Here is a 19653-nt window from a genome sequence, read left to right as displayed (position 1 = left end):
GGACCCAGGAGGCGGGGGTTGAATTGAAGGCTGGGTCCCGGACAAACCCGTACCGGGCTTTCCGGGATGACGACAAAACGGTGTGCGCGGACTGTCTCATTTGAGGCGCTCACTCACAGTTTCACCATTCCGCGTCAGCAGCATGGCGACGACGATCTCGTCGTCGGTGTCGAGATTCAGTGCGCCGCTTTCCGCCGTGATCAGCGGAATGAAGGCGAACAGGTTCTTGGCGTAGAGCGAGGAGGAGTCGGCCGGCAGGCGGGCGGGCAGGTTCGAGAAGCCGGCGACCTTGACGCCGCCGACATCGACGATCTCGTCGGCCTTCGAAAGCGGGCAGTTGCCGCCCTGGGTGACGGCCATGTCGACGATCACCGAACCCGGCTTCATCGTCTTCACCATCTCCTCCGTGATCAGCACCGGCGCAGGGCGGCCGGGGATCAGGGCGGTGGTCACCACGATATCCTGCTTGGCGATGTGGCTGGCTGTCAGCGCGGCCTGCTTGGCCTGGTACTCCGCCGACATCTCCTTGGCATAGCCGCCGGAGGTCTCGGCGGCCTTGAACTCTTCATCCTCGACGGCAATGAATTTGGCACCGAGCGAGGCGACCTGTTCCTTGGCCGCCGGGCGCACATCGTTCGCGGTGACAACCGCGCCGAGGCGGCGCGCCGTGGCGATGGCCTGGAGGCCGGCAACCCCGGCGCCCATGATGAACACTTTCGCCGGGGCCACCGTGCCGGCGGCAGTCATCATCATCGGCATGGCGCGGCCATAGATCTGCGCGCCTTCGATAACGGCGCGGTAGCCGGCGAGGTTGGACTGGGACGACAGCGCGTCCATCGACTGGGCGCGCGTAATGCGGGGCGTGAACTCCATCGACAGCGATGTCAGCTTCTTGGCATTCAGCGCCGCGATCTCATCCGCCGGGAAAGCGAAGGGTTCCATGAGCGCAATGACCGCAGCGCCGTCCGGCAGGGCGGAGATTTCCTCGGGCAGCGGACGGCGGACTTTGAAGATGATGTCCGCGCCCTTGGCGGCCTCCCCCGCAGAGCCCGAGATAGTCGCGCCGGCTTCGGTGAAGCTGCTGTCGGGGAACCCGGCCACCGTTCCGGCGCCAGTTTCAATTGTAACCGAATGGCCAAGGCCAATCAGCTTCTTGACTGTCTCCGGAGTTGCCGCCACGCGGGTCTCGCCGGGTCGCCGTTCTTTGAGCACTGATATCTTCATGGCGTCCTGAATTAGGTTAAACCTTGCGCCGTGCAACAGTTATTTTGAGGGATAAGGGCATGAGTTTGTTTAGTTTGGCTGACAGGACCGCTCTGGTGACCGGGGCTTCCAGCGGGCTCGGGCGGCATTTTGCGCATGTCCTGGCCGATGCGGGCGCCGCCGTCGTGCTCGCCGCACGGCGGGTGGACCGGCTGGAAGAGGTGGCCGAGGCCATTCGCGCAAAAGGCGGCCAGGCGATTCCCGTGGTGATGGATGTGACGCGCGAGGACAGTGTCGTCACGGCTTTCGAGGAGATCCGGGCCGCGCTTGGCCGGCCTTGCGAGATCATCGTCAACAATTCCGGCATGTCGCGCGAGGGCTGGTTCCGCGAGATGAGCGAGGCGGACTGGAACGCTGTTATCGATACCAACCTCACCGGCGTCTGGCGCGTGGCGAAGCATGGCGCGAATGCGATGGTGGGATCGGGCGTGCGCGGATCGATCATCAACATCGCCTCGATCACGGCCCACCGCACCCAGTTGATGACCACGGCGTATTGCGTCTCCAAGGCCGGCGTCGATCATATGACCCGCCATATGGCGCTCGAAATGGCGCGATACGGCGTGCGCGTGAACGCGATCTCGCCGGGCTATTTCAAGACCGAGATCAATGATGACTACCTCGAGAGCGAGGAAGGCGCGAAGATGATTCGCCGGATCGCAATGCGCCGCATCGGGAATATCGACGAGCTCGCCGGCCCGCTGCTCCTGCTGGCCTCGGAGGCCGGCAGCTTCATGACCGGCTCGACGATGGTGGTCGATGGCGGGCATCTTTTGAGTAGCCTCTAGGTCAATTGCTCGCGGCTGTTGCCCTCGCGTCCCGCGAGGGCGCCGCTGCGCCTGCGCTTTGCTTGTGGGGTGGCCGCCTTGAGGTGGGCGCCATCCTCCCCTGCGATAGCGGGGGAGGTGCCCGAAGGGCGGAGGGGGGAGCCCCAAACGCCCCCTCATCATAGGAGCGCTTCCTCGGAAGCCTGCTTGCCGCATCGCAAAATTGTCATTAGAGGGACCAGACGCATCAGGTGCCCGGAGAAGTCCGGGTGAAAAGGGAAGCCGGTGAGAATCCGGCGCTATGCCCGTAACTGTGAGCGGGGAGCTGTTCGAGCCACAAGCCACTGGGAAACCGGGAAGGCCGCTCGAAGGGCGACGATCCGCGAAGTCAGGAGACCTGCCTGTTGCCGTCGTTGGCTCGCCGTCCGGGACCAGGCGAGGAGCCGCGGAAGGCTGACTTCCGTTCATGCGACATGTCATGAACCTGCCGGCGGGCGATGCCTCCGGCCATTGAAGGAGGCTGCGGGCATGTTCCCCAGACTATTCACGCTTGGCGCTTCGGCGCTGGTACTCTCATCCTCATTTGCCATTGCAGACGACACAAGGACGCTCGACACCGTTGAGATCAGCGGACTGCGTCCGGTCGAAGCGGACCGGGCCACCGCATCGGTCACGGTCCTGACCGAAGAAGACCTCGCCGTTCGCTTCGCGCCGAACCCGGCAGACCAGCTGCGCGCTGTGCCGGGCGTGGCGGTGTCGAGGTCGGGCAGCCTCGGCGGCCTGACGCAGATCCGGATGCGCGGGGCGGAGGCCAATCATACGCTGGTGCTGTTCAACGGGATCGACGTGTCCGATCCGGTCAATGGCGAGGCGGATTTCGGCCTGCTGACGGCGCTGCCGGCCGGGCGGATCGAGGTGCTGCGCGGGGCCGCCTCATCCATCCATGGCTCCGACGCCATCGGCGGGGTGATTGCGATAGCGCCGCCGCAGACGCCGGGCCTGACCGGGCAGGCGGAGGGCGGCAGTTTCGGCACCGCGCGCGCCAGCCTCGGCTGGTCGGGCGCAGGCTTCGGGGCGGCAGTCACGGGTTTCCGCACGGACGGGGTGGATACATCCGGCTCAGGCGGCGGCAAGGATGGCTCGGAAGCCTTCTCCGGCCTGCTGACGGGGGCGTTCGCCATCGCTCCGGACTGGACATTGTCCGTGACCGGACTGGCGCGCCGCACCGAGTCGCAATTTGATTCGGATACGGACTTTGATGGCCTGCTGAATGATGTCGACAGGTCGACCGAGGCAGACCAATACCTGATCGGCGCGGGCCTCAATGGCCGGACCGGGCGGGTCGATCACCTGCTGCGCGCAAGCTATAATGAATTGGTGCGCGAGAACTTTGCAGACGGTGCGAAGACGGATGAGTCCACCGGTGCGCGCACCAAGCTCAGCTGGTCGCCCGGCGTGTCCGGCGAAACCTATGGCCTGACCGGCCTCGTCGAATTCCGCCGCGAGACCTATGACCGCACAGATGTGCAGTATGGCGGGCTCACCAATGCGTCGGAAGCCTTCGAGGCACTGTCGGCAGCAGCAGAGTACCGCGTTTCGGCAGGGCCGCTCGATCTCTCTGCGTCGGTGCGCCATGACGACAATCGCAGCCGGTTCAAGGATGCAACGACCTGGCGGCTGGGGGCGGGCTATGCCATCGGCGACACGCAGGCGCGTATCCGGGGTTCGGTCGGCACCGGCGTCAAAAACCCGACCTTTGTGGAACTTTTCGGCTTTTTTCCCGGCAGCTTCATCGGCAATCCGGACCTTAAGCCGGAAGAGGCGCTGAGCTGGGAAATCGGCTGGGAACAGACATTCGAGCGGTTCAGCTTTTCGGTGACTTACTTCGAATCCAACCTGAAGAACGAGATTTTCACTGCCTTCAATCCGGACTTCACTTCCACGGCCCGGAACCGGGCAGGAAAGAGCGAGCGCAGCGGCTTTGAATTCGCGGCGCGCTGGCCGGTGCTCGACACTCTCACTCTGTTGGGGCAGGCGACACTGCTCAGCTCGAAAGATGAGACGGGTGCGGATGAAATCCGGGTGCCGGAGTCGACCGCCTCTATCTCGCTGGACTGGCAGGTGCGCCCGGACGGGCTGCGGATCGGCGCAGCGCTCGATTATACGGGCGATCAGGGTGATTTCGATTTCGGATCGTTCCCGTCGCGGCGGGTCACGCTGGACGCCTACACGCTCGCTTCGCTGACGGCGGAATATCCGCTCACGGAGCGGATTTCGGTGACGCTGCGCGGTGAGAATGTGTTCGACGAGACGCCGGTGGACGTGTTCGGATACCGGGGTCCGGGCGCCGGGGCCTATATCGGGTTGAAACTCCGGTGAGAGAGGCGCTCGCCGCCCTCCTGACTTTGGGGCTGGCCGGTTTTGCTGCGGCAGAACCGGCCCGTCCGGCCCTTGTTTCGCTGGATTACTGCGCGGACCAGTTCGTGCTGGCGCTGGCGGACCGCGCGCAGATCCTCGCCCTGTCGAAGGATTCCGAGCGGTCCTTCAGCCATCTGAGGGCGCAGGCTGCGGGTATTCCCAAGGTGCGCGCGGCGGCGGAGGATGTGATCGCGCTGCAGCCCGATATTGTGGTGCGCAGCTATGGCGGGGATGCGAGGGCGCTGGCGCTCTACCAGCGTTTCGGCATCCGCACCGTCCAGATCGGCTATGCCAGTGATGTCAGCGGCGCGGCGGACCTGCTGCGCAGCGTCGCCGCAGAGTTGGGCGCGGGGGAGAGGGCCGAGGTGATCCTCGCGGCGCAGCCGGCTGCCCGCTCGGTCACGACTGCTGAAGCGCTTTATGTGACGCCGGGGGGCGTCAGTGCCGGGCGCGGCACGATGATCGACGCGATCATTGCACATGCCGGCCTTGCCAATGCCAACACTGCCGAAGGCTGGACGAGCCTGCCGCTGGAGCGGCTTGTGTTGTCGCCGCCGGCGCTGATGCTGACAGCCTTCTTCGGGTTTGATGATGATGCGACCGATCAATGGTCTGTCTCGTACCATCCGGTGATGCAGCGCCTTATGGAGGAGGTGCCCGTCATCGCGATGAATGAGGCGCGGATTTCCTGCCCGGGCTGGTTCGTGACGGAGGAAGCCGCCGCGATCGCCGACGCCTTCGAGGCGATCCGGTGAGCCGGCCTGTGCTTCTCCTCGCCGGCTTTGCGGCGCTGCTGTTCGCCCTGTCGGCCTTTGCGGGGACGGCGCCGATCAGCGTTGGCGAGACATGGCTGGCGCTGATCGGGCAGGGGGATGAGCGGATCCGGGCCATTGTCTGGGAACTCCGCCTGCCGCGCGCTGCGGCGGCCTTTGCGGTGGGCGCGGCGCTCGGGCTGGCAGGCGCTGCGCTTCAGGGATTGTTGCAGAATCCGCTGGCCGAGCCGGGGGTGCTGGGCGTGTCGGCCTTTGCAGCGCTGGGGGCAGTCATTGCGATCTTTTTCGGCTTTGCGGCGGTCAGCAGCCTCGCCGTTCCGGTGGCGGCGATCATCGGGGCGGGTGTTGCAACTGCGCTCCTGATGGCGGCCACCTTGCGCGGAGCGGGAACGGTGACGCTGCTGCTGATCGGCATCGGCCTGTCCAGCCTCGCCGGGGCGCTGCTGTCGCTGGCGATGAACCTTGCGCCGAACCCGTTCAGCCTGTCGGACCTCGTCAACTGGATGATGGGTTCTGTCGCAAACCGGTCCTGGGATGACATGGCGCTCGGCGCGCCGGGATGGGTGCTGGGCGCTGTGCTGGTGCTGATCGCGGGGCCGGGCCTGCGGGCGATGAGCCTGGGCGAGGAAACGGCGGCGAGCCTCGGGGCCAATCCGCTGCGGCTGCGGCTTCTTGTGATCGGCGGGACATCGCTGCTGGCGGGCACGAGTGTTGCGGTGGCCGGGACGATCGGTTTTGTCGGGATCGTGGCGCCGCACATCCTGCGGCCGCTGGTGCGGCATGATCCGCAGCGGCTGCTGGTGCCGGCGGCGCTTTTTGCCGGATGCCTGCTGATGGCGGCGGACCTTGCGATCCGGGTGCTGCCGACGCAGCAGGAACTGAAGCTCGGAGTCGCGGCGGCGCTGGCCGGTGCGCCGGTGTTTATCTGGATCGCCTCCCGCCTCGGGAGGTCCGGCGCATGATCGCGGCGCGCAATCTCTCTGTTTCACTATCCGGCCGGCGGGTGGTGGAGGACGTGTCCTTCGCCCTCGCAGCCGGTGAGTTTGCGGCCCTGACCGGCCCCAACGGGGCGGGCAAGAGTACGGTTCTGACGGGGCTCGCGGGCGTGGTCCCCGTGTCAGGCGAGGTGCTGATCGGCGGGCAGCAGGCTGACGGCATGAGCCGGGCTGAACGTGCCCGGCAACTCGCCTGGTTGCCTCAGACACGGCCCGTCGCCTGGAACCTGCTGGCTGAGGATGTGGCGGCGCTCGGACGGTTTACGGTGTCTCCCGCGCCCTATGGCCGGATGGGCGCCGCGGACCGGCAAGCGGTGGATGCGGCGCTGGCGCGGGCGGACGCCGCGCATCTTGCTGGCAAGGCGTTCCAGACCCTCTCCGGCGGCGAGCAAGCGCGGATCCACCTCGCCCGGCTGCTTGCCAGCCCTGCGCCGTGCCTCTTGCTGGACGAGCCCTGCGCGGCGCTGGACATCAGCCATCAGCTATTGCTGATGCAGACGCTGGCGGAAGAGGCGCGGGGCGGGCGGGCTGTGCTGGTGGTTGTGCATGACCTCAGCCTCGCGTTGCGGTTCTGCGGGCGGGCGCTGGTGATGCAGGGCGGGCGGCTGGTGGCGGACGGGGAACCCGGAGAGGCGCTGAGCGCGCCCAACCTGCGCGCCATATTCGGGGTCGAGCCGGAAAGCGGGCTGACCTTCCGTCCGGCGGACCGGTGAACTTTGCACCCCGGCGTTAGCGGAGCGTTAGGGCAAAAATGCAAGTCATAACTGTGTAATGCTGCCGGGAGCCGCTTCATGAACGCCGTCAGGAAACCTAACGATGCGCCGGCAGAGACAGGCGCGCAACAGCACGCCCCGGTGGTCGCGCCCACGCCGGCTGTGGCCGGCGAAGATGCGCCCTCGAGTTCGCCCGTTCATGCGCTGCGCCACCGGATCGAACAGGCCTTCCGCCCGCCCTCCGAACTCGCGACCCTGCGGATCACGACGATGGTGCTGGTGCTGGCGATTTCCAGCTGGATGGCGGTGCTCCTGCTTCTGACGGCGGGATAACTCCCGAGAGGTTGGCAGGCGCCTTGCTTGTCCGCTAGGGAGGGGTGCCAATCTGGCCCTGCCGATGAGGAGTTTCCCGCGTATGCGCGTCCGTAAAGCCGTTCTTCCTGTTGCCGGTCTCGGCACGCGTGTCCTGCCGGCCACCAAGGCGATCCCCAAGGAGTTGCTGCCCGTCGTCGACCGCCCGGTGATCCAGTATGTCGTCGATGAAGCGCTTGAGGCGGGCATCGAGCATATCGTGTTCGTCACGGGCCGCAGCAAAGGCGCGATCGAGGACTATTTCGATCATGCCTATGAGCTTGAGGCGCAGCTGAAGGCAAAGAACAAGATTGAAATCCTGGCGCAGGTCGAAGCCTCGCGCCTGCCGGCAGGCCAGTCGAGCTTCGTGCGCCAGCAACAGCCGCTCGGGCTTGGCCATGCCGTCTGGTGCGCGCGCGATGTGATCGGGCGCGAGCCGTTCGCCGTGCTGCTGCCGGACGTGATCGTGAAGGGCAAACCCTCGGCGCTGAAACAGATGGTGGATGCGTATGACCGCTCCGGCGGGAACATCATCGCGGTGGACCCGGTGCCGGAAGAGCGGGTGTCGTCCTATGGCGTCATCGCACCGGTCAGCCGGGACGGGCGCCTGATCCGGATGTCGGGCATGGTCGAGAAGCCGCCGCGCGAAACCGCGCCCTCGAACCTGGCCATCACGGGCCGGTATATCCTGCAACCGGAAATTTTCGACCTTCTGGAGACGCAGGGCGCCGGCGCGGGCGGCGAGATCCAGCTGACGGATTCAATGGCAAAGCTGATGACGCAGCAGGATTTCTACGCCTATGAATTTGCCGGGTCTGTGCATGATTGCGGCAACAAGACGGGCTATTTCGAGGCGGTGCTGGCCCATGCGCTCGACAATCCGGATACGGCGGCCTTTGCCCGGGCGCTGGTCAAGCAGACGGCAGAGTCGCTGTAACGGACCGGCGCTTAGCCATTGAGCCGCCAGATCTGGCCCCGGTGATAGGCGAGCGGCGTAAGGCTGGCGTCTGAGCCGATGGCGACGACCCGTCCGACGACGATTTCATGGTCGCCGCCATCATGGATCGCGTGCACTTCGCAATCAAACCAGGCAACGGCGCCTGGCAGGATCGGTGATCCGGTCTCGGCAGCGCCGTAATCTATCCCCGCAAACCGGTCGGCTACGCCCTTGGAGGCGAAGGCCGGCACGATGCCGAGGTGATGCTCGGCAAGGATGTTGACCGCGAACTTTCCTGCGGACCGGATCGTCTCAAGCGAGCGGCTCGCCCGGTCGAGGCAGACGAGCAGAAGCGGCGGTTGTTCGGACACGGCGGTGAAGGCATTGACGGCGGCGCCATGCGGAGTGCCGGCCGGCGAGAGGGCCGTGACGATGGTCACGCCGGTCAGGAACCCGCCCATGGCTTCCCGCCAGAGTGCTGATCCGATCTCGGTATAGGGAGTAACCATGGTGTTTCCGCCGCGCGCCAGTGACGACCCTTATACGCCGCGAATGCCTCTCCGGTGCATAAAGGGCAAGAAAAAGCCGCACCTCGGCGCCCGATGGCCCGTGAAAGTGCAGGCTGGTGCAATTTGCGCGCGCCCCGTTAGAAAGGCGGCCTCTGCTGTATCGTGTGAAAGGGATTTAAGATGACGGATGCCCGCGATCTGCCGGCCTACCGGCTTGCTGCGCTCGATGAGGAGTTCATCCTCGGCGATTCGATGCGCGGGGCGCGGTTCATGATGGAGTATGCCAAGGCCGAGGAACACCTGCGCAATCACCGGATCGAGTCGACCATCGTTGTGTTCGGCAGCGCGCGTATCCGGGAGAATGGTGCGGGGTGGCAATCCGAGGCTTATGCCGCCGCGCGGGAATTCGGCCGGATCGCCTCGGAGCGCGGCGGGGCGCTGACGAGCGGCGGCGGGCCGCGCCGCAATGTGATCGCGACGGGCGGCGGCCCCGGGATCATGGAGGCGGCCAACCGGGGCGCAGCCGAGGCCGGGGCCCCGACCATCGGGTTCAACATCCGCCTGCCCCACGAACAGGAACCGAATGTCTATTCGACACCGGAGCTGACCTTGCAGTTCCACTATTTCGCCATGCGCAAGATGCACCTCGCCATGCGCGCAGCGGCGCTGGTGGTGTTTCCGGGCGGGTTTGGCACGCTGGACGAATTGTTCGAGCTGCTGACGCTGGGCCAGACGGGCAAGGCGCCGCGCCTGCCGGTCGTGCTCTATGGCGAGGCGTTCTGGAAGAGGCTGGTCAATTTCGAGATGCTGGCCGAGGCCGGGATGATCGCGCCTGCGGATCTGGACATGTTTCGCTTTGCAGACAGTGCCGAGGCGATCTGGTCGTGCCTTGTCGAGCAGGGGCTAGTTGTCGCCTGACCCATGCACGGTGCGGTATCCGGTGCCGGGGAAATCCGTGAAGACGCCGGTGGCACCGGCCTCGATGGCGGCGCGGATTTCGGCTTCGGGTGTGGCTGCCCAGCCGGGCAGGCCGTCATCGCGGTAGGTCCAGGGATGCACCTCAAGGCCGAGCGCGCGGGCGCGCGCCGCATAGCCGGTAGCCTCGCCCGTCAGCGGATGGTTCACCATGGATTTGTGGGGGCCGACGCCCGCGGAATAAGTGGCGAGCGTTTCGAGATCGACGCTCGGCGGGGCATCCGGGCTGGTGCCCAGCGGAAAGACAAGCTGGACGAGGCGGGTGCCGACCCTTTCTTTTAGCTCGATCAGGATGAACGGCTCGAAACTCTGCAAGAAAACAGGCGCTTCTGCCGTTTCATGCCCGTGGCGGCGTAGCGCGGCTTCCATGGCAGAGGTCATGTCGAGGCCGCGATCCTGATGGTGGCGGGGCCATTTCGTTTCGGGATAGAGCCCGATCAGCCGGCCGGTGCGGGCCGTTTCGGCGGCGGCGAGTTCGGCGATCTCGTCATAGGTGGGGATGGCCCAGAGGTCGTCAAACTGGCGCGGCCTGTCCGGCCGGACCTGCCGGGCGCGCAGGGTTTTGAGTTCGGCGAGTGTGAAATCCCATGCAAACCAGTCCGTCAGCTCCTGCCCGTCCGGGCCGGTCAGGGTGGTCTTGCGGCTGGCGAATTCCGGGCGGTCGCCAATATCGGTGGAGTCCGAGAGCCATGGATCATGGCGGGCGACGAGGACGCCGTCGCGGGTCATCACGAGGTCCGGCTCGATATAGTCTGCGCCGAGTTCGATGGCGCGGGCATAGGCCTGCATTGTGTGCTCGGGCAACTCGCCGCTGGCCCCGCGATGGGCGATGATCAGGATGCCGGGAGCGGCGTGCGGCGCTTCGGCAGGCGGCGGGCTTGCGCACCCTGCAGCCAGAAATGCGATGAGCATGATGAACAGCCGCATGATCCCCGCCTCCCGCCAGTAAGCCTGAGGGGAGAGGCCTAACCGACAAACACGACAGAAATTCAATCCTGCTCAGGCCCGATTGCACAATTGTGATCCGGCGCGCTGCCGGTTATCCCGTCAGGAGAGGCGGCGGGGCAAGGACCTGATGACACTGGCAATCAAGACCACGCCCGCTGTGCGCATGATCCTGCCGGCCTTGCTGACAGGGGCGATGCTGCTGGTCATTGCCTTCATGGCATTGCGGCCAGAGACACCCGGCGCGGGTTGGCGGGCGCCGTGGGCGATTGATCCGGCGGTCTGGATTGCCCTCGCGGTCGGCGTCGGCGCGTGCCTGATTTCGGGAGGGGTGTGGGCGCTGCGCCCTGCTGATCCGGCTGTGCTGCTGTTTGCGGTCAGCGGGCTGGCGACGCTCGCCTTCTGCGCCGGTGCAGCGGCGGGATACCTGCCGATACCGCTGACGCCGGATCAGGCGATCCTTGCGGCAACGATCAATGCCATTGGCGCGTCGGCGTTCGGCATCGCGATGATCTGCCTGTTCCTGAATTACCCGGCCAAACTGCCGGGCAATCGGATCCTGACACGCCTGACCGTGGCCGGTTTCGGGATATGGACCCTGTCTTTCACAATCTGGCCGTGGCGCGCGTTCGGCATCATCCAGCTGGTGACCTTCACCGAGATGTTGCTGATCGTGGCCCTTGTGGTCCTGCAGGTCTGGGCGACGCGGAAGGACCCGGCGGCGCGAGCCATTGCGATCTGGCTGGGTGCTTCGGTGGTCACGGGCTCCGGCTTTTTCATAGCCACTGTTGCTGCCCCGATCACTTTCGGTTTTGCGCCGCTGATCCCGGCGATTTATGCGTTTCCGTCTTTCCTGCTGATCTATGCCGGGCTGGCGGTCGGACTGTTGCGCTACCGTGTGTTCGGGCTGGGGGCCTGGGCGTTTCAGGTGTTCTTCCATCTGGGCGCCCTGCTGGCGATCCTGATTGCGGACGCGGCGTTCATCGGCCTCCTGTCGCTGGATACGGGGATGGCCTTCTCGGCCTCGCTCGTTCTTGCGGCGGTATTTTACCTGCCTCTTCGGAGTCTTGCCTGGCGCCGCCTGATGCGGGAGCAGGACCCCGGAGCGCCGGATGTGTTCGCCGCCGTGATCGACACAGCCCTCGCGCCGAGCCCGGGGCAGCGGGCGAGCCATTGGGAAGCGCTGCTGCGGCGGCTCTATCGCCCGCTCGAGATTGCCCCGCTGGACAGCGCGGTGCCGGAACCGGTGGTGCTGGAGGACGGCCTTGTGTTGCTCATTCCGGCTGTGGCGGAGGCGCCGGCGCTGCGGCTCGGCTACCGGAGTGAGGGGCGGGCCCTGTTCGGGCCGGCGGACCTCGCCCTGGCGGGCCGGATGGTGGACCTCGTCCGCTATGCCGAGGCCAGCCGGGGCGCTTATGACCGGGGCGTGCTGGAAGAGCGCGCGCGGATCGCCCGCGACATCCATGACAATATCGGCGCGCAGCTGTTGCGGGCGTTACACTCGCCGGAGGCAACGCGCAAGGATGCCATGATCCGCGAGACCCTCACCGACATCCGCGATGTGATCAACAATGCGGAGGGCTTCCAGGCGCCGCTGGAGGATGTGCTTGCGGACCTCCGGGCAGAGACGGCAGACCGGCTCGAGCCTTTGGGCATCGAGCTCCACTGGTCGCTGCGCGCGAGCCCGGGCGTGCATCCGGACAGAGGCAAGGTGCAGGCGCTGCGCGCGATGATCCGGGAAGCGGTGAGCAATGCGATCAAGCATTCCGGGGCGAAGCAGCTGGTGGTCAGCATTGAGGTCGATGCAGGCGGGCTGGTGCTGAAGGTCGAGGATGATGGCTGCGGCCTGAAGGGCGGGGCGGCGGCAAATGGCGGGCGAGGACTTGCCAACATCCGCGACCGGGTCGGCCATCTCGGCGGGGAAATCACGCTGGGCGGAGACAGCGCGGGGACGCTGCTTCTGGTGACGATTCCGGTCAGCCCTGCCGAAGCAGCACAGGGGACGGCGCGGCTATCCTGATTGGGGTCAGGCCCGCTCGCCGCCGGGGGTGAGCCCCATCCGGGTTGCATGCCAGGAGGCTTCGGCGCGGGAGGAAATGCCGAGCTTGCGATAGATGCCCTTGATATAGCCGGCGACAGTATTGTCGCTGAGGCCGAGCGACCGGGCGACTTCATTGTTGCGCATTCCCCGGCCGATGAGCGCCAGCACATCGCGTTCGCGCGGCGTGAGGCTTTCTTCCGGTGCGGCCGGGCCGGTCAGGCGGAAATGATCCATGATCCGCCGCGCAATCGAGGGCGACAGGGCCGGCACGCCATCCGCGATCTGCTGAAGCTGGCGGGTGAGAATGTCCTTCGGCTGGTCTTTCAGGAGGTAGCCATTGGCACCGGCAGAGAGCGCGCCGACAATCCAGGCATCGTCGCCCATGATTGTGGTGACGATGCAGACGGTCTCAGGCTTCAGGTCCTTCAGGCGCCGCAGGACATCGAGGCCCGACCCGTCCGGCAGGCCGAGATCGATCATGGCGAGGTCGAACGCTTCCGCCGAAGCGGCTGTCAGCCCGCCTCTCACGGTGCTTTCCTCGCGGACGGTGCAGCCGGGAAAAGCGGCAAGGGCGATTTCGCACAGCCAGGCCCGGGTTTCGGGAATGTCTTCAAGGATTAGCAGATGGGTCATGCGCCGGACTCCTGGCGGGCATTATTACCCTAGCGGATGCGCCTGCCTTTGCCGACCCACCGGAACAGGGGGCAAGCGCCCGAGAAATATGAGTCGCAGGGTTAACCATTCTCCCGTCTTGCGGGCAGGGAGCAAGTTGCTCTACAACCAAGGGTATTCAGCGCATGGACCGGGCGCAGCGAGGAGTTTTTGTGGACGATGCTTCGCCAGCCCGTTGACTTTGTGCTGCCTGATTGGTTCGCAGGCGAGAATGCCGAACCGATGCTGGATGCACTGCTGCAGAATAGCGGCGACTGTATCAAGCTCGTGGATCCGGATGGCCGGCTGGTCTTCGTGAACCAGAACGGGGTGCAATTGCTCGGGCTTTCGGAAAGCTCCGAGATCGTTGGAAAGCTCTGGTGGGATCTGTGGCCCGCTGAAGCCCGGGATGCGGTCCGGCAGGCAGTTGCGCAGGCGGTCTCCGGCGAGACGGCGCAGTTCCGGGGCATCTGCAAGACCGCCAGGGGCGTGTCGAAATGGTGGGATGTGCGGGTCATCCCCGTTGTGTCCAGCCTTGGGGGCGGCCAGGTCCTTCTGGTGATTTCAAGGGATGTGACCGAAGCGAATGCCAGCCGCACGATGTATGAGACGATTGCGCTGGAAATGCGCCACCGGCTCAAGAATGCCTTTGCGGTGAGCAGCGCGATCGCCAAGATCAGCGCGCGGCAGCGGCCGGAATACCAGCCCTTTGCCGAGGAACTTGTCAGCCGCTTTTCATCGCTTGCGATTGCGCAGGGAAAACTGGTTGAGGAGGCGAGCACGTTTCCCCTGCGGGATTTCCTGGCGGACCTCGTCAATGCGGCGGGCGCCGGGGAAGAGAACATCGACGTTACCGGGCTCGTGAACTGCGATGTCGATGAGATGCAGATGCGCGTCATTGCCGTGGTGATCGGGGAGCTGACGACGAATTCGCTGAAATACGGCGCGCTGCGCAATGGCAAGGCGGTGCGGTGTTCCGGTGCGATCGAGGATGGCCGGCTGAGACTGGCCTGGTTCGAGCCACTCGATGGGGAGCTGCCGGACGAGGAGGCGAGTGCGTCGTCCACGGGCGCGGGGCTGAAAGTGATCGAGCGAATTGTTGCGTCTGCAGGCGGGGAAGTCGAGCGCAGCCTGACGGCCGATGAACTCAATGTTTCGTTTTCGCTCTATTATTCGGAAACGTCTTCGTCCGAAGGCTGATGGCCAGAGCAGGCCAGAAAAGGAAACGCCACCCGGGCCGGCCGGGTGGCGGAGGATTGCCAGTCATTCGGGGTGGGTGGGGGACAATGACCGGGTCCTCTGTTCCGTCAGCTGATGCTCCGCCCCCGGAGGGCCCGGGCAACGAAGGATACGATCAGCAGCACCAGGAACACGAAGAACAGGATCTGCGCGATGCCTGCTGCCGCCCCGGCAATTCCGCCAAAGCCGAGCACAGCGGCAACGAGGGCGAGGATGAAGAATGTCAGTGCCCAACCAAGCATGGGGTCTCTCCTTTGTTTGGCCTGAAGTAGCAGGCGTTGATGCTGATAGAACGTCCCGGATGGGCACAGGTTCCGGGGCAATGAAAGTTTTTGTTCTTCCGTAAACGTACTATTAGCTCAAAGCGCCGAAGCGGGCGGCGATAACGCGCCCGGTGTGAGGCCGGCTTCGGATGTCTGAGGTCAGCCTGCCCGGGCGACGAGCCGGTCGATCATGGCGGCGGCTGTCACCGGCGAACGGGCAACGGTGTAGGCCGCGACAGCGACCCCGATCAGGGTGGGGATCGGCTGCTCGTCCAGCAGGCGGTTCACGGCCTCCGCAGGCAGTTGCGCAAGGGAGTCGATTGTATCATCCCGTGTCTGCGCAAGAGCGGACAGGAGGGACTCCCTGAGGCCCGCCATTTCATCGTCCACAGGGACGGCAGGCTTCAGCGCCATCCAGGCGGTGATGCCTGCGGCGCCCGCAAGGGTCAGGCCAACGGCAGCGGCCGCGCCCGCCGTGCCCAGCCAGGGGCTGAGCGCGGAGGCCGCGGCGTAGGCGAGCAGGCCGGTGCCTGCCAGCCCGGAAATTGTGCCGCCAATCAAAAGACCGGCACGCATCTTCAGCCCCGTGATCATGCGTTACCGCCGGGTGATCAGGGCGAGCAGGACACCCGCGCCCGCCGCCACACCAATCGCGGTGAGAGGCTTTTCACGGACCTTATCTTCGATCCGGGTACGGACAGACTGCGCGCGTTCGACAGCAACATCGGCGGCTGCCTTGGCAGCTTCCTGAGCCTTGTTGGCTTTTTCTTCAGCGGCACGTGTCAGGTGATCGCCGAAGTGGCCGGCTGAGGATTTCAGGGCCGAGACAAACGTCGTCGCGGCGTCCTGGGCGGTCTGCAGTTCATCCTTGGCGGCGCGGGCGGCGACAGCTTTCTTGTCGTGCCCGTTGCCGCGGCCGGATTTCCGGGAAGTGGTCTGAGTGGCTACCATCACTGTCTCCTTTCGAGGTTTCTGCCCTACCAATGGGCCAACCGCGAAAAGGTTCCATGAAGGCAGCCTGGCCAATCACCGGACCAGCCCGCGCCATTAATCAACTTGGTTCGTGCACGGTCTTTGCGTGGAAGAAGAGGGCCTGGCTGATGGCGGCCTTCACAGTGTCGTCCTGGAAGGGTTTTGTGATGAGGTAGGTCGGCTCAGGTCGCTCGCCGGTCAGAAGGCGTTCCGGGAAGGCCGTGATGAAGATCACCGGAAGGTCAAAATCGGCCAGGATGTCCTGCACCGCGTCGATCCCAGAGGAATTGTCCGCAAGCTGCACATCGCACAGGATCAGGCCGGGCTTGATCTTGCGGGCCATGTCGACGGCCTGGCGGCGTGTGACGGCATTGCCGGCGAAGGTGTGACCGAGATCCTCAACGAGGTTTGCAAGGTCAGCGGCGATGATCGGCTCGTCTTCAATGATAAGGACGTTGGTTGCCAGCTGCTTTTCGATTTCCTGATGGGCTTCATCAATCAGGGTTTCGAGCTCGCTGATGCTGACGCCGAGGATTTCGCAGGCTTCCGGGCGGTTGAAGCCTTCCAGCGAGGTCAGCAGGAAAGCCTGCCGGCGCAGCGGCGTCAGCACGGCGAGGCGCATTTCCGGCGGGAAGGTGCCGGCGGTGCCGGCTGCTTCGAGCTTCGCGCCGGTTGTTGCCCAAATCGCGTGGAAGAAACGGTAGAGTGTCACGCGCGGTGAGGAGCTTTCCGAAAGCAGGGACGGATCCTTCCCGAGGGCCTCGAGGCTCGCCCGGATGTAGGCGTCGCCGCTGGCCTGCGTGCCCGTGAGGGCGCGGGCATAGCGCCGCAGGAAGGGCAGGTGCGGGCCATATTGCGTGATGAGTGACATAAGGAACCTCCGGGTTATCTGTGCGTTCAACGTCTGGCGAGCGCCTTGGTTTCACGATTGCAGAAATATTTCTGCAGACTGCAGTTGGCCGTGGAACCAAACAGACGGGCAGGCGTTTATGGCGTGAATATGGCCAATGGCGTTCAGGCTGGCGGCTGCAGGCAGTATGTATCAAGTTTAAGGTCAGGCGATGAGTGAACCCGGAAAAATGAATGGCAAGGCACCCGAAGGTGCCCAGCGCCAGCGCCGCTTGGGGAACCGGCTGATCGGCGAGCGGCTGCGGGAGATGTATGACGGCGTAGTGCAGGAGTCCGTTCCTGACGAGTTCCTGCAACTGCTTGAGCAGGCCGAGCAGGCGGCCCGCAACGAAGGAAAGACACGGCCGGAAGGTGATGCATGAGCGCCGCCGGAGCCCTGAGCGTGCCGGAGTTCAAGGCCGCCCTTCTCGAGATCGTGCCGCACCTGCGCGCCTTTGCGCGCAGCCTGACGAACGATGCCGTCGCAGCCGATGACCTGGTTCAGGACACGCTTTTGAGCGCCTGGCGGGCGCGGGAAAGCTATATGGCCAATACCAGCTTCCGGGCGTGGACCTTCACCATCCTGCGCAACAATTTCTATTCGGAGAAGCGCCGCAGCTGGCGCTCCACCGAACTTGCGCCCGAAGTTGCCGAGAAATCCCTCGTGGCCTCGGATGATCCGGCCAAGGGCATGGAACTCGTCGCGCTGCGCAATGCGCTCGATCATCTGCCGAGCGACCAGCGCGAAGCGATCATCCTGGTCGGGGCAGGCGGGATGCCCTATGAGGAGGCGGCCCAGATCGTCGGCTGCGCGGTCGGCACGATCAAGAGCCGGGTCAGCCGGGCGCGCAAGGCGCTGGCCGAGATGCTGGAGCGGGATGAAGCCATCGGCGTCGTCCGGGGCGGGCCCGCCGCTGAATCGGGCAAGGCGGCCTTCAATGACATTCTGCAACAGGTTGATGTGCTGAGCCGGTCTGCGGGATGAGCGTCTCGTCCCCAGAGGCGCGCCCCGCCGGCGGTGTGCTCTCCACCCTGCGGCGGCAGGTGATCTTTGCGATGGCGTTGTCGCTCAGCCCGCTGCTGTTGATGGGCGGGATGCGCGTGATGGCCGAGCAGGCCGATGGACGGGCCCAAAGATCCCAGGAGCTGCTCGATCTGTCAGGCGACCGGATCGTAAGCATTGAATCCCTCTTGGGTCAGGCCCGGTTGACCCTCCGGCTGATCGCGAAGGACGATCTGCGGCCGGGCTGTGCGTTGATCGGGCAGAGGATTGAGGCGCTGGAACTGCCGGTGTCGAACGTGATCCGCTTCGATGCGGAGGGCGTTGTGACCTGCCACCTGATTGGCGAAGACCTGATTGGTGAGCCAATGCCATCGGCCGACTGGAATGCGCAATTGCGCAGGGGCCGGGACTTCGTCGAGGCCAGTGACCAACCCGGAATGGCGCTCGGCGAACCGCGCCTCTTCATGCTTCGCGGCCAGTCTGACCCAGACGGGACATTTGCAGGCTCGGTGGCCTTTTCGGTCGATCTTGAGGGCCTCTTGAAGCGATTTGCGCCGACGCCGGCTGCTGGCCTGGCAATGCACCACTTTGTCCTCGCAGACGGGTCTGTGATCGGCAGCGACAGTATCGAGCGCCTGCCACCGGACTGGCTTCTGACCGAGGCTGTGATGGAGCGCCGCTCGAGGAGCCTTGCCCTGTCGCCGGGACGTGCGGCGGATGTCGTGGTGCAGCCGCTTTCGGCCGAGGGTGTCTGGCTGATGACGGTTTCTCCTGTGCAGGCGCGCCCGCAATCCATTCAGCTGATCGTGGCGTTTGTCGTGCCGGTGCTGGTCTATCTCGCAGCCTTGCTGGCGGCGAGCTGGATTGTTGACAGCATGGTGCTGCGCTGGCTGGAACGCATCCGGCTCAGGATTTCGGAGTTTCGCCGCTCAGGTCAGCTCGCACCAATTGCGCCGGACCTGACACATGCATCCGGTGAGTTCCAGAATCTCGGTGAAGCCTTTGATGAGCTGGCCCAGCGCGTGACGGCAAATGAGGCGGAGCTGCAGAGCGCCCTCTTGCGAATGCGCGGCGCGTTTCGGGAAACCCATCACCGGGTAAAGAACAACCTTCAGGTCATGCTCAGTATGCTGAAGCTGCAGGGACGGGGCGAGGCCTTGCCGGAAACCCAGGACGCATTGCGGGTTGCCGCCCACAGGGTCGGCATGATGGCGGCGGTTCACCATGCGCTGCTGGACGAGGCTCATCTGGAAACCGTCGACGCGGGCGACCTGTTCCATGCGATCTGCACACAGATTGATGAACAGCAGGGCTGGTTTGAAGGCGTCCGGCATGTCGTCCCGGAAGTGGAGTCCGTGCCACTGCCGGCGGACTTTGCCGTGCCGCTGGCGATGTTCGTGCTCGAAGCCTTCAATCTGCTCTGCCGCTCGCCGGGGGAGGAGGACAGCCGGGACCTGCATCTTGGTTTCGAGCGACCGGACGGGGTGACCGGGCGCCTGACGCTGACCTGCAAGGCTGGCGGCGCGACAGCCGAAGCGAGCGCGGATCCCGGCTTCTTCCTCGGGGCTTTTGCGCGCCAGCTGGGTGGCAGCGTCCAGCAAATATCGGACAATCCGGGGGAGATTGTGCTGCTTCTGGAGTTCCCGTTGCAACCGGAAACATCAGCCGTCTGACGCGGAAAAGAAAAGGCCGCGCTGCGGTCAAGCAGCGCGGCCCGTTCAGACACCGGATGGCTTTAGTTGCCGCCGGACAGTTCCTCGCCCGTGTCGCGGGCAACTTCCTCAACCGCCGATCCGGCAGCCTGGACGTCGCGGCCGACGCCTTCGACCGTGTTGCACGCGGGCAGAACAAAGGCGGCGATTGCGAGGGCCGGCAGTGTGGTGCGGAGTTTCATGGGTCCTGATCCTTCTTCGGTTGCGGATAGATGTGGAATGCATGAGCGCTGGTTAA

At 65.2% G+C, this 19653-nt stretch carries 22 protein-coding genes and 1 riboswitch; of the genes, 13 read left to right on the top strand and 9 right to left on the bottom strand.

Annotated features, from left to right (window positions below; translation table 11 throughout):
• Nucleotides 1-96: 96 nt before the first annotated feature.
• Nucleotides 97-1224 (bottom strand): Re/Si-specific NAD(P)(+) transhydrogenase subunit alpha, encoded by a 1128-nt coding sequence (locus ACK4SV_RS10625; RefSeq protein WP_409917801.1) that lies wholly within the window; start codon nt 1222-1224, stop codon nt 97-99.
• Nucleotides 1225-1283: 59 nt separating this feature from the next.
• Here ACK4SV_RS10625 and ACK4SV_RS10620 point away from each other — a divergent pair, with 59 nt between their 5' ends.
• The 7 genes from ACK4SV_RS10620 (at nt 1284) to galU (ending at nt 8217) form a co-directional block, all read left to right on the top strand.
• Complete coding sequence (locus ACK4SV_RS10620; protein WP_409917800.1) at nt 1284-2051, top strand: SDR family NAD(P)-dependent oxidoreductase; 768 nt, start codon at nt 1284-1286, stop codon at nt 2049-2051.
• A 211-nt stretch (nt 2052-2262) separates the two neighbouring features.
• Nucleotides 2263-2450, top strand: a riboswitch (cobalamin riboswitch).
• A 108-nt stretch (nt 2451-2558) separates the two neighbouring features.
• The gene (locus ACK4SV_RS10615) at nt 2559-4409 is read left to right on the top strand and encodes a TonB-dependent receptor plug domain-containing protein (RefSeq protein ID WP_409917799.1); all 1851 of its coding nucleotides are present in this window, start codon (nt 2559-2561) and stop codon (nt 4407-4409) included.
• On the top strand, nt 4406-5203 hold the full coding sequence (locus ACK4SV_RS10610) for an ABC transporter substrate-binding protein (protein ID WP_409917798.1): 798 nt from the start codon (nt 4406-4408) through the stop codon (nt 5201-5203). The genes ACK4SV_RS10615 and ACK4SV_RS10610 overlap by 4 nt, the downstream gene beginning before the upstream one ends.
• The gene (locus ACK4SV_RS10605) at nt 5200-6183 is read left to right on the top strand and encodes a FecCD family ABC transporter permease (protein ID WP_409917797.1); all 984 of its coding nucleotides are present in this window, start codon (nt 5200-5202) and stop codon (nt 6181-6183) included. The genes ACK4SV_RS10610 and ACK4SV_RS10605 overlap by 4 nt, the downstream gene beginning before the upstream one ends.
• Nucleotides 6180-6929 carry an ABC transporter ATP-binding protein gene (locus tag ACK4SV_RS10600; protein WP_409917796.1) on the top strand — a complete coding sequence of 250 codons (750 nt, stop codon included), beginning with the start codon at nt 6180-6182 and terminating at the stop codon, nt 6927-6929. Before ACK4SV_RS10605 ends, ACK4SV_RS10600 begins: the two co-directional genes overlap by 4 nt.
• Nucleotides 6930-7007: 78 nt before the next feature.
• Complete coding sequence (locus ACK4SV_RS10595) at nt 7008-7262, top strand: hypothetical protein (protein WP_409917795.1); 255 nt, start codon at nt 7008-7010, stop codon at nt 7260-7262.
• A gap of 82 nt (nt 7263-7344) precedes the next feature.
• A complete protein-coding gene (gene galU, locus ACK4SV_RS10590) occupies nt 7345-8217 on the top strand; it encodes a UTP--glucose-1-phosphate uridylyltransferase GalU (protein ID WP_409917794.1) in 873 nt (290 codons plus the stop codon).
• Nucleotides 8218-8228: 11 nt separating this feature from the next.
• Here galU and ACK4SV_RS10585 read toward each other — a convergent pair whose 3' ends face one another.
• Nucleotides 8229-8726, bottom strand: coding sequence for a flavin reductase family protein (locus tag ACK4SV_RS10585; RefSeq protein WP_409917793.1), 498 nt, complete (start codon nt 8724-8726; stop codon nt 8229-8231).
• A gap of 180 nt (nt 8727-8906) precedes the next feature.
• Here ACK4SV_RS10585 and ACK4SV_RS10580 point away from each other — a divergent pair, with 180 nt between their 5' ends.
• Nucleotides 8907-9644 (top strand): TIGR00730 family Rossman fold protein, encoded by a 738-nt coding sequence (locus ACK4SV_RS10580; protein WP_409917792.1) that lies wholly within the window; start codon nt 8907-8909, stop codon nt 9642-9644.
• Here the strand turns inward: ACK4SV_RS10580 and ACK4SV_RS10575 are convergent.
• Nucleotides 9630-10628: a glycerophosphodiester phosphodiesterase family protein gene (locus ACK4SV_RS10575; RefSeq protein WP_409917791.1), complete on the bottom strand. Its 999-nt coding sequence runs from the start codon at nt 10626-10628 to the stop codon at nt 9630-9632. The genes ACK4SV_RS10580 and ACK4SV_RS10575 overlap by 15 nt on opposite strands.
• 148 nt (nt 10629-10776) lie before the next feature.
• On the opposite strand from ACK4SV_RS10575, the gene ACK4SV_RS10570 reads away from it, so the two are divergent.
• Nucleotides 10777-12666, top strand: a complete 1890-nt coding sequence (locus ACK4SV_RS10570) for a sensor histidine kinase (protein ID WP_409917790.1) — start codon at nt 10777-10779, stop codon at nt 12664-12666.
• Between the two features lie 6 nt (nt 12667-12672).
• Here the strand turns inward: ACK4SV_RS10570 and ACK4SV_RS10565 are convergent, their stop codons facing one another.
• A complete protein-coding gene (locus ACK4SV_RS10565; protein ID WP_409917789.1) occupies nt 12673-13320 on the bottom strand; it encodes a LuxR C-terminal-related transcriptional regulator in 648 nt (215 codons plus the stop codon).
• A gap of 198 nt (nt 13321-13518) precedes the next feature.
• On the opposite strand from ACK4SV_RS10565, the gene ACK4SV_RS10560 reads away from it, so the two are divergent.
• Nucleotides 13519-14538, top strand: coding sequence for a sensor histidine kinase (locus tag ACK4SV_RS10560; protein ID WP_409917788.1), 1020 nt, complete (start codon nt 13519-13521; stop codon nt 14536-14538).
• A gap of 107 nt (nt 14539-14645) precedes the next feature.
• Here ACK4SV_RS10560 and ACK4SV_RS10555 read toward each other — a convergent pair whose 3' ends face one another.
• The 4 genes from ACK4SV_RS10555 to ACK4SV_RS10540 form a co-directional block, all read right to left on the bottom strand.
• Entirely contained in the window at nt 14646-14819 is a 174-nt protein-coding gene (locus tag ACK4SV_RS10555; RefSeq protein ID WP_409917787.1) for a DUF1328 domain-containing protein, read from the bottom strand.
• 180 nt (nt 14820-14999) lie between these two features.
• Nucleotides 15000-15434, bottom strand: coding sequence for a hypothetical protein (locus tag ACK4SV_RS10550; protein WP_409917786.1), 435 nt, complete (start codon nt 15432-15434; stop codon nt 15000-15002).
• Nucleotides 15435-15437: 3 nt separating this feature from the next.
• Nucleotides 15438-15791, bottom strand: a complete 354-nt coding sequence (locus tag ACK4SV_RS10545; RefSeq protein ID WP_409917785.1) for a glycine zipper domain-containing protein — start codon at nt 15789-15791, stop codon at nt 15438-15440.
• Between the two features lie 100 nt (nt 15792-15891).
• Nucleotides 15892-16683 (bottom strand): response regulator, encoded by a 792-nt coding sequence (locus ACK4SV_RS10540; protein WP_409917784.1) that lies wholly within the window; start codon nt 16681-16683, stop codon nt 15892-15894.
• Nucleotides 16684-16873: 190 nt separating this feature from the next.
• On the opposite strand from ACK4SV_RS10540, the gene ACK4SV_RS10535 reads away from it, so the two are divergent.
• From ACK4SV_RS10535 to ACK4SV_RS10525, 3 genes are read left to right on the top strand one after another with little or no spacing between them, the layout of a single operon-like run.
• Nucleotides 16874-17083 carry a NepR family anti-sigma factor gene (locus tag ACK4SV_RS10535; protein WP_409917783.1) on the top strand — a complete coding sequence of 70 codons (210 nt, stop codon included), beginning with the start codon at nt 16874-16876 and terminating at the stop codon, nt 17081-17083.
• Nucleotides 17080-17685 carry a sigma-70 family RNA polymerase sigma factor gene (locus tag ACK4SV_RS10530; RefSeq protein ID WP_409917782.1) on the top strand — a complete coding sequence of 202 codons (606 nt, stop codon included), beginning with the start codon at nt 17080-17082 and terminating at the stop codon, nt 17683-17685. Before ACK4SV_RS10535 ends, ACK4SV_RS10530 begins: the two co-directional genes overlap by 4 nt.
• On the top strand, nt 17682-19376 hold the full coding sequence (locus tag ACK4SV_RS10525; protein ID WP_409917781.1) for a sensor histidine kinase: 1695 nt from the start codon (nt 17682-17684) through the stop codon (nt 19374-19376). The genes ACK4SV_RS10530 and ACK4SV_RS10525 overlap by 4 nt, the downstream gene beginning before the upstream one ends.
• Before the next feature lie 62 nt (nt 19377-19438).
• On the opposite strand, the gene ACK4SV_RS10520 is transcribed toward ACK4SV_RS10525, so the two are convergent.
• Entirely contained in the window at nt 19439-19597 is a 159-nt protein-coding gene (locus ACK4SV_RS10520; RefSeq protein ID WP_409917780.1) for an entericidin A/B family lipoprotein, read from the bottom strand.
• Nucleotides 19598-19653 lie beyond the last annotated feature (56 nt).

This window comes from Hyphomonas sp., from assembly GCF_046313735.1.
Taxonomy (GTDB): Bacteria; Pseudomonadota; Alphaproteobacteria; order Caulobacterales; family Hyphomonadaceae; genus Hyphomonas.
This window is presented reverse-complemented; position numbering and strand designations above follow the sequence as displayed.

Bases quoted from the DNA above. Each gene is read 5' to 3' on its own strand.
- ACK4SV_RS10615 (WP_409917799.1), top strand. From the start codon at position 2,559: ATGTTCCCCAGACTATTCACGCTTGGCGCTTCGGCGCTGGTACTCTCA.
- galU (WP_409917794.1), top strand. From the start codon at position 7,345: ATGCGCGTCCGTAAAGCCGTTCTTCCTGTTGCCGGTCTCGGCACGCGT.
- ACK4SV_RS10525 (WP_409917781.1), top strand. From the start codon at position 17,682: ATGAGCGTCTCGTCCCCAGAGGCGCGCCCCGCCGGCGGTGTGCTCTCC.
- ACK4SV_RS10560 (WP_409917788.1), top strand. From the start codon at position 13,519: ATGCTTCGCCAGCCCGTTGACTTTGTGCTGCCTGATTGGTTCGCAGGC.
- ACK4SV_RS10625 (WP_409917801.1), bottom strand. From the start codon at position 1,224: ATGAAGATATCAGTGCTCAAAGAACGGCGACCCGGCGAGACCCGCGTG.
- ACK4SV_RS10570 (WP_409917790.1), top strand. From the start codon at position 10,777: ATGACACTGGCAATCAAGACCACGCCCGCTGTGCGCATGATCCTGCCG.
- ACK4SV_RS10545 (WP_409917785.1), bottom strand. From the start codon at position 15,791: ATGGTAGCCACTCAGACCACTTCCCGGAAATCCGGCCGCGGCAACGGG.
- ACK4SV_RS10575 (WP_409917791.1), bottom strand. From the start codon at position 10,628: ATGCGGCTGTTCATCATGCTCATCGCATTTCTGGCTGCAGGGTGCGCA.
- ACK4SV_RS10565 (WP_409917789.1), bottom strand. From the start codon at position 13,320: ATGACCCATCTGCTAATCCTTGAAGACATTCCCGAAACCCGGGCCTGG.
- ACK4SV_RS10520 (WP_409917780.1), bottom strand. From the start codon at position 19,597: ATGAAACTCCGCACCACACTGCCGGCCCTCGCAATCGCCGCCTTTGTT.
- ACK4SV_RS10595 (WP_409917795.1), top strand. From the start codon at position 7,008: ATGAACGCCGTCAGGAAACCTAACGATGCGCCGGCAGAGACAGGCGCG.
- ACK4SV_RS10540 (WP_409917784.1), bottom strand. From the start codon at position 16,683: ATGTCACTCATCACGCAATATGGCCCGCACCTGCCCTTCCTGCGGCGC.
- ACK4SV_RS10535 (WP_409917783.1), top strand. From the start codon at position 16,874: ATGAGTGAACCCGGAAAAATGAATGGCAAGGCACCCGAAGGTGCCCAG.
- ACK4SV_RS10550 (WP_409917786.1), bottom strand. From the start codon at position 15,434: ATGATCACGGGGCTGAAGATGCGTGCCGGTCTTTTGATTGGCGGCACA.
- ACK4SV_RS10620 (WP_409917800.1), top strand. From the start codon at position 1,284: ATGAGTTTGTTTAGTTTGGCTGACAGGACCGCTCTGGTGACCGGGGCT.
- ACK4SV_RS10585 (WP_409917793.1), bottom strand. From the start codon at position 8,726: ATGGTTACTCCCTATACCGAGATCGGATCAGCACTCTGGCGGGAAGCC.
- ACK4SV_RS10600 (WP_409917796.1), top strand. From the start codon at position 6,180: ATGATCGCGGCGCGCAATCTCTCTGTTTCACTATCCGGCCGGCGGGTG.
- ACK4SV_RS10555 (WP_409917787.1), bottom strand. From the start codon at position 14,819: ATGCTTGGTTGGGCACTGACATTCTTCATCCTCGCCCTCGTTGCCGCT.
- ACK4SV_RS10530 (WP_409917782.1), top strand. From the start codon at position 17,080: ATGAGCGCCGCCGGAGCCCTGAGCGTGCCGGAGTTCAAGGCCGCCCTT.
- ACK4SV_RS10580 (WP_409917792.1), top strand. From the start codon at position 8,907: ATGACGGATGCCCGCGATCTGCCGGCCTACCGGCTTGCTGCGCTCGAT.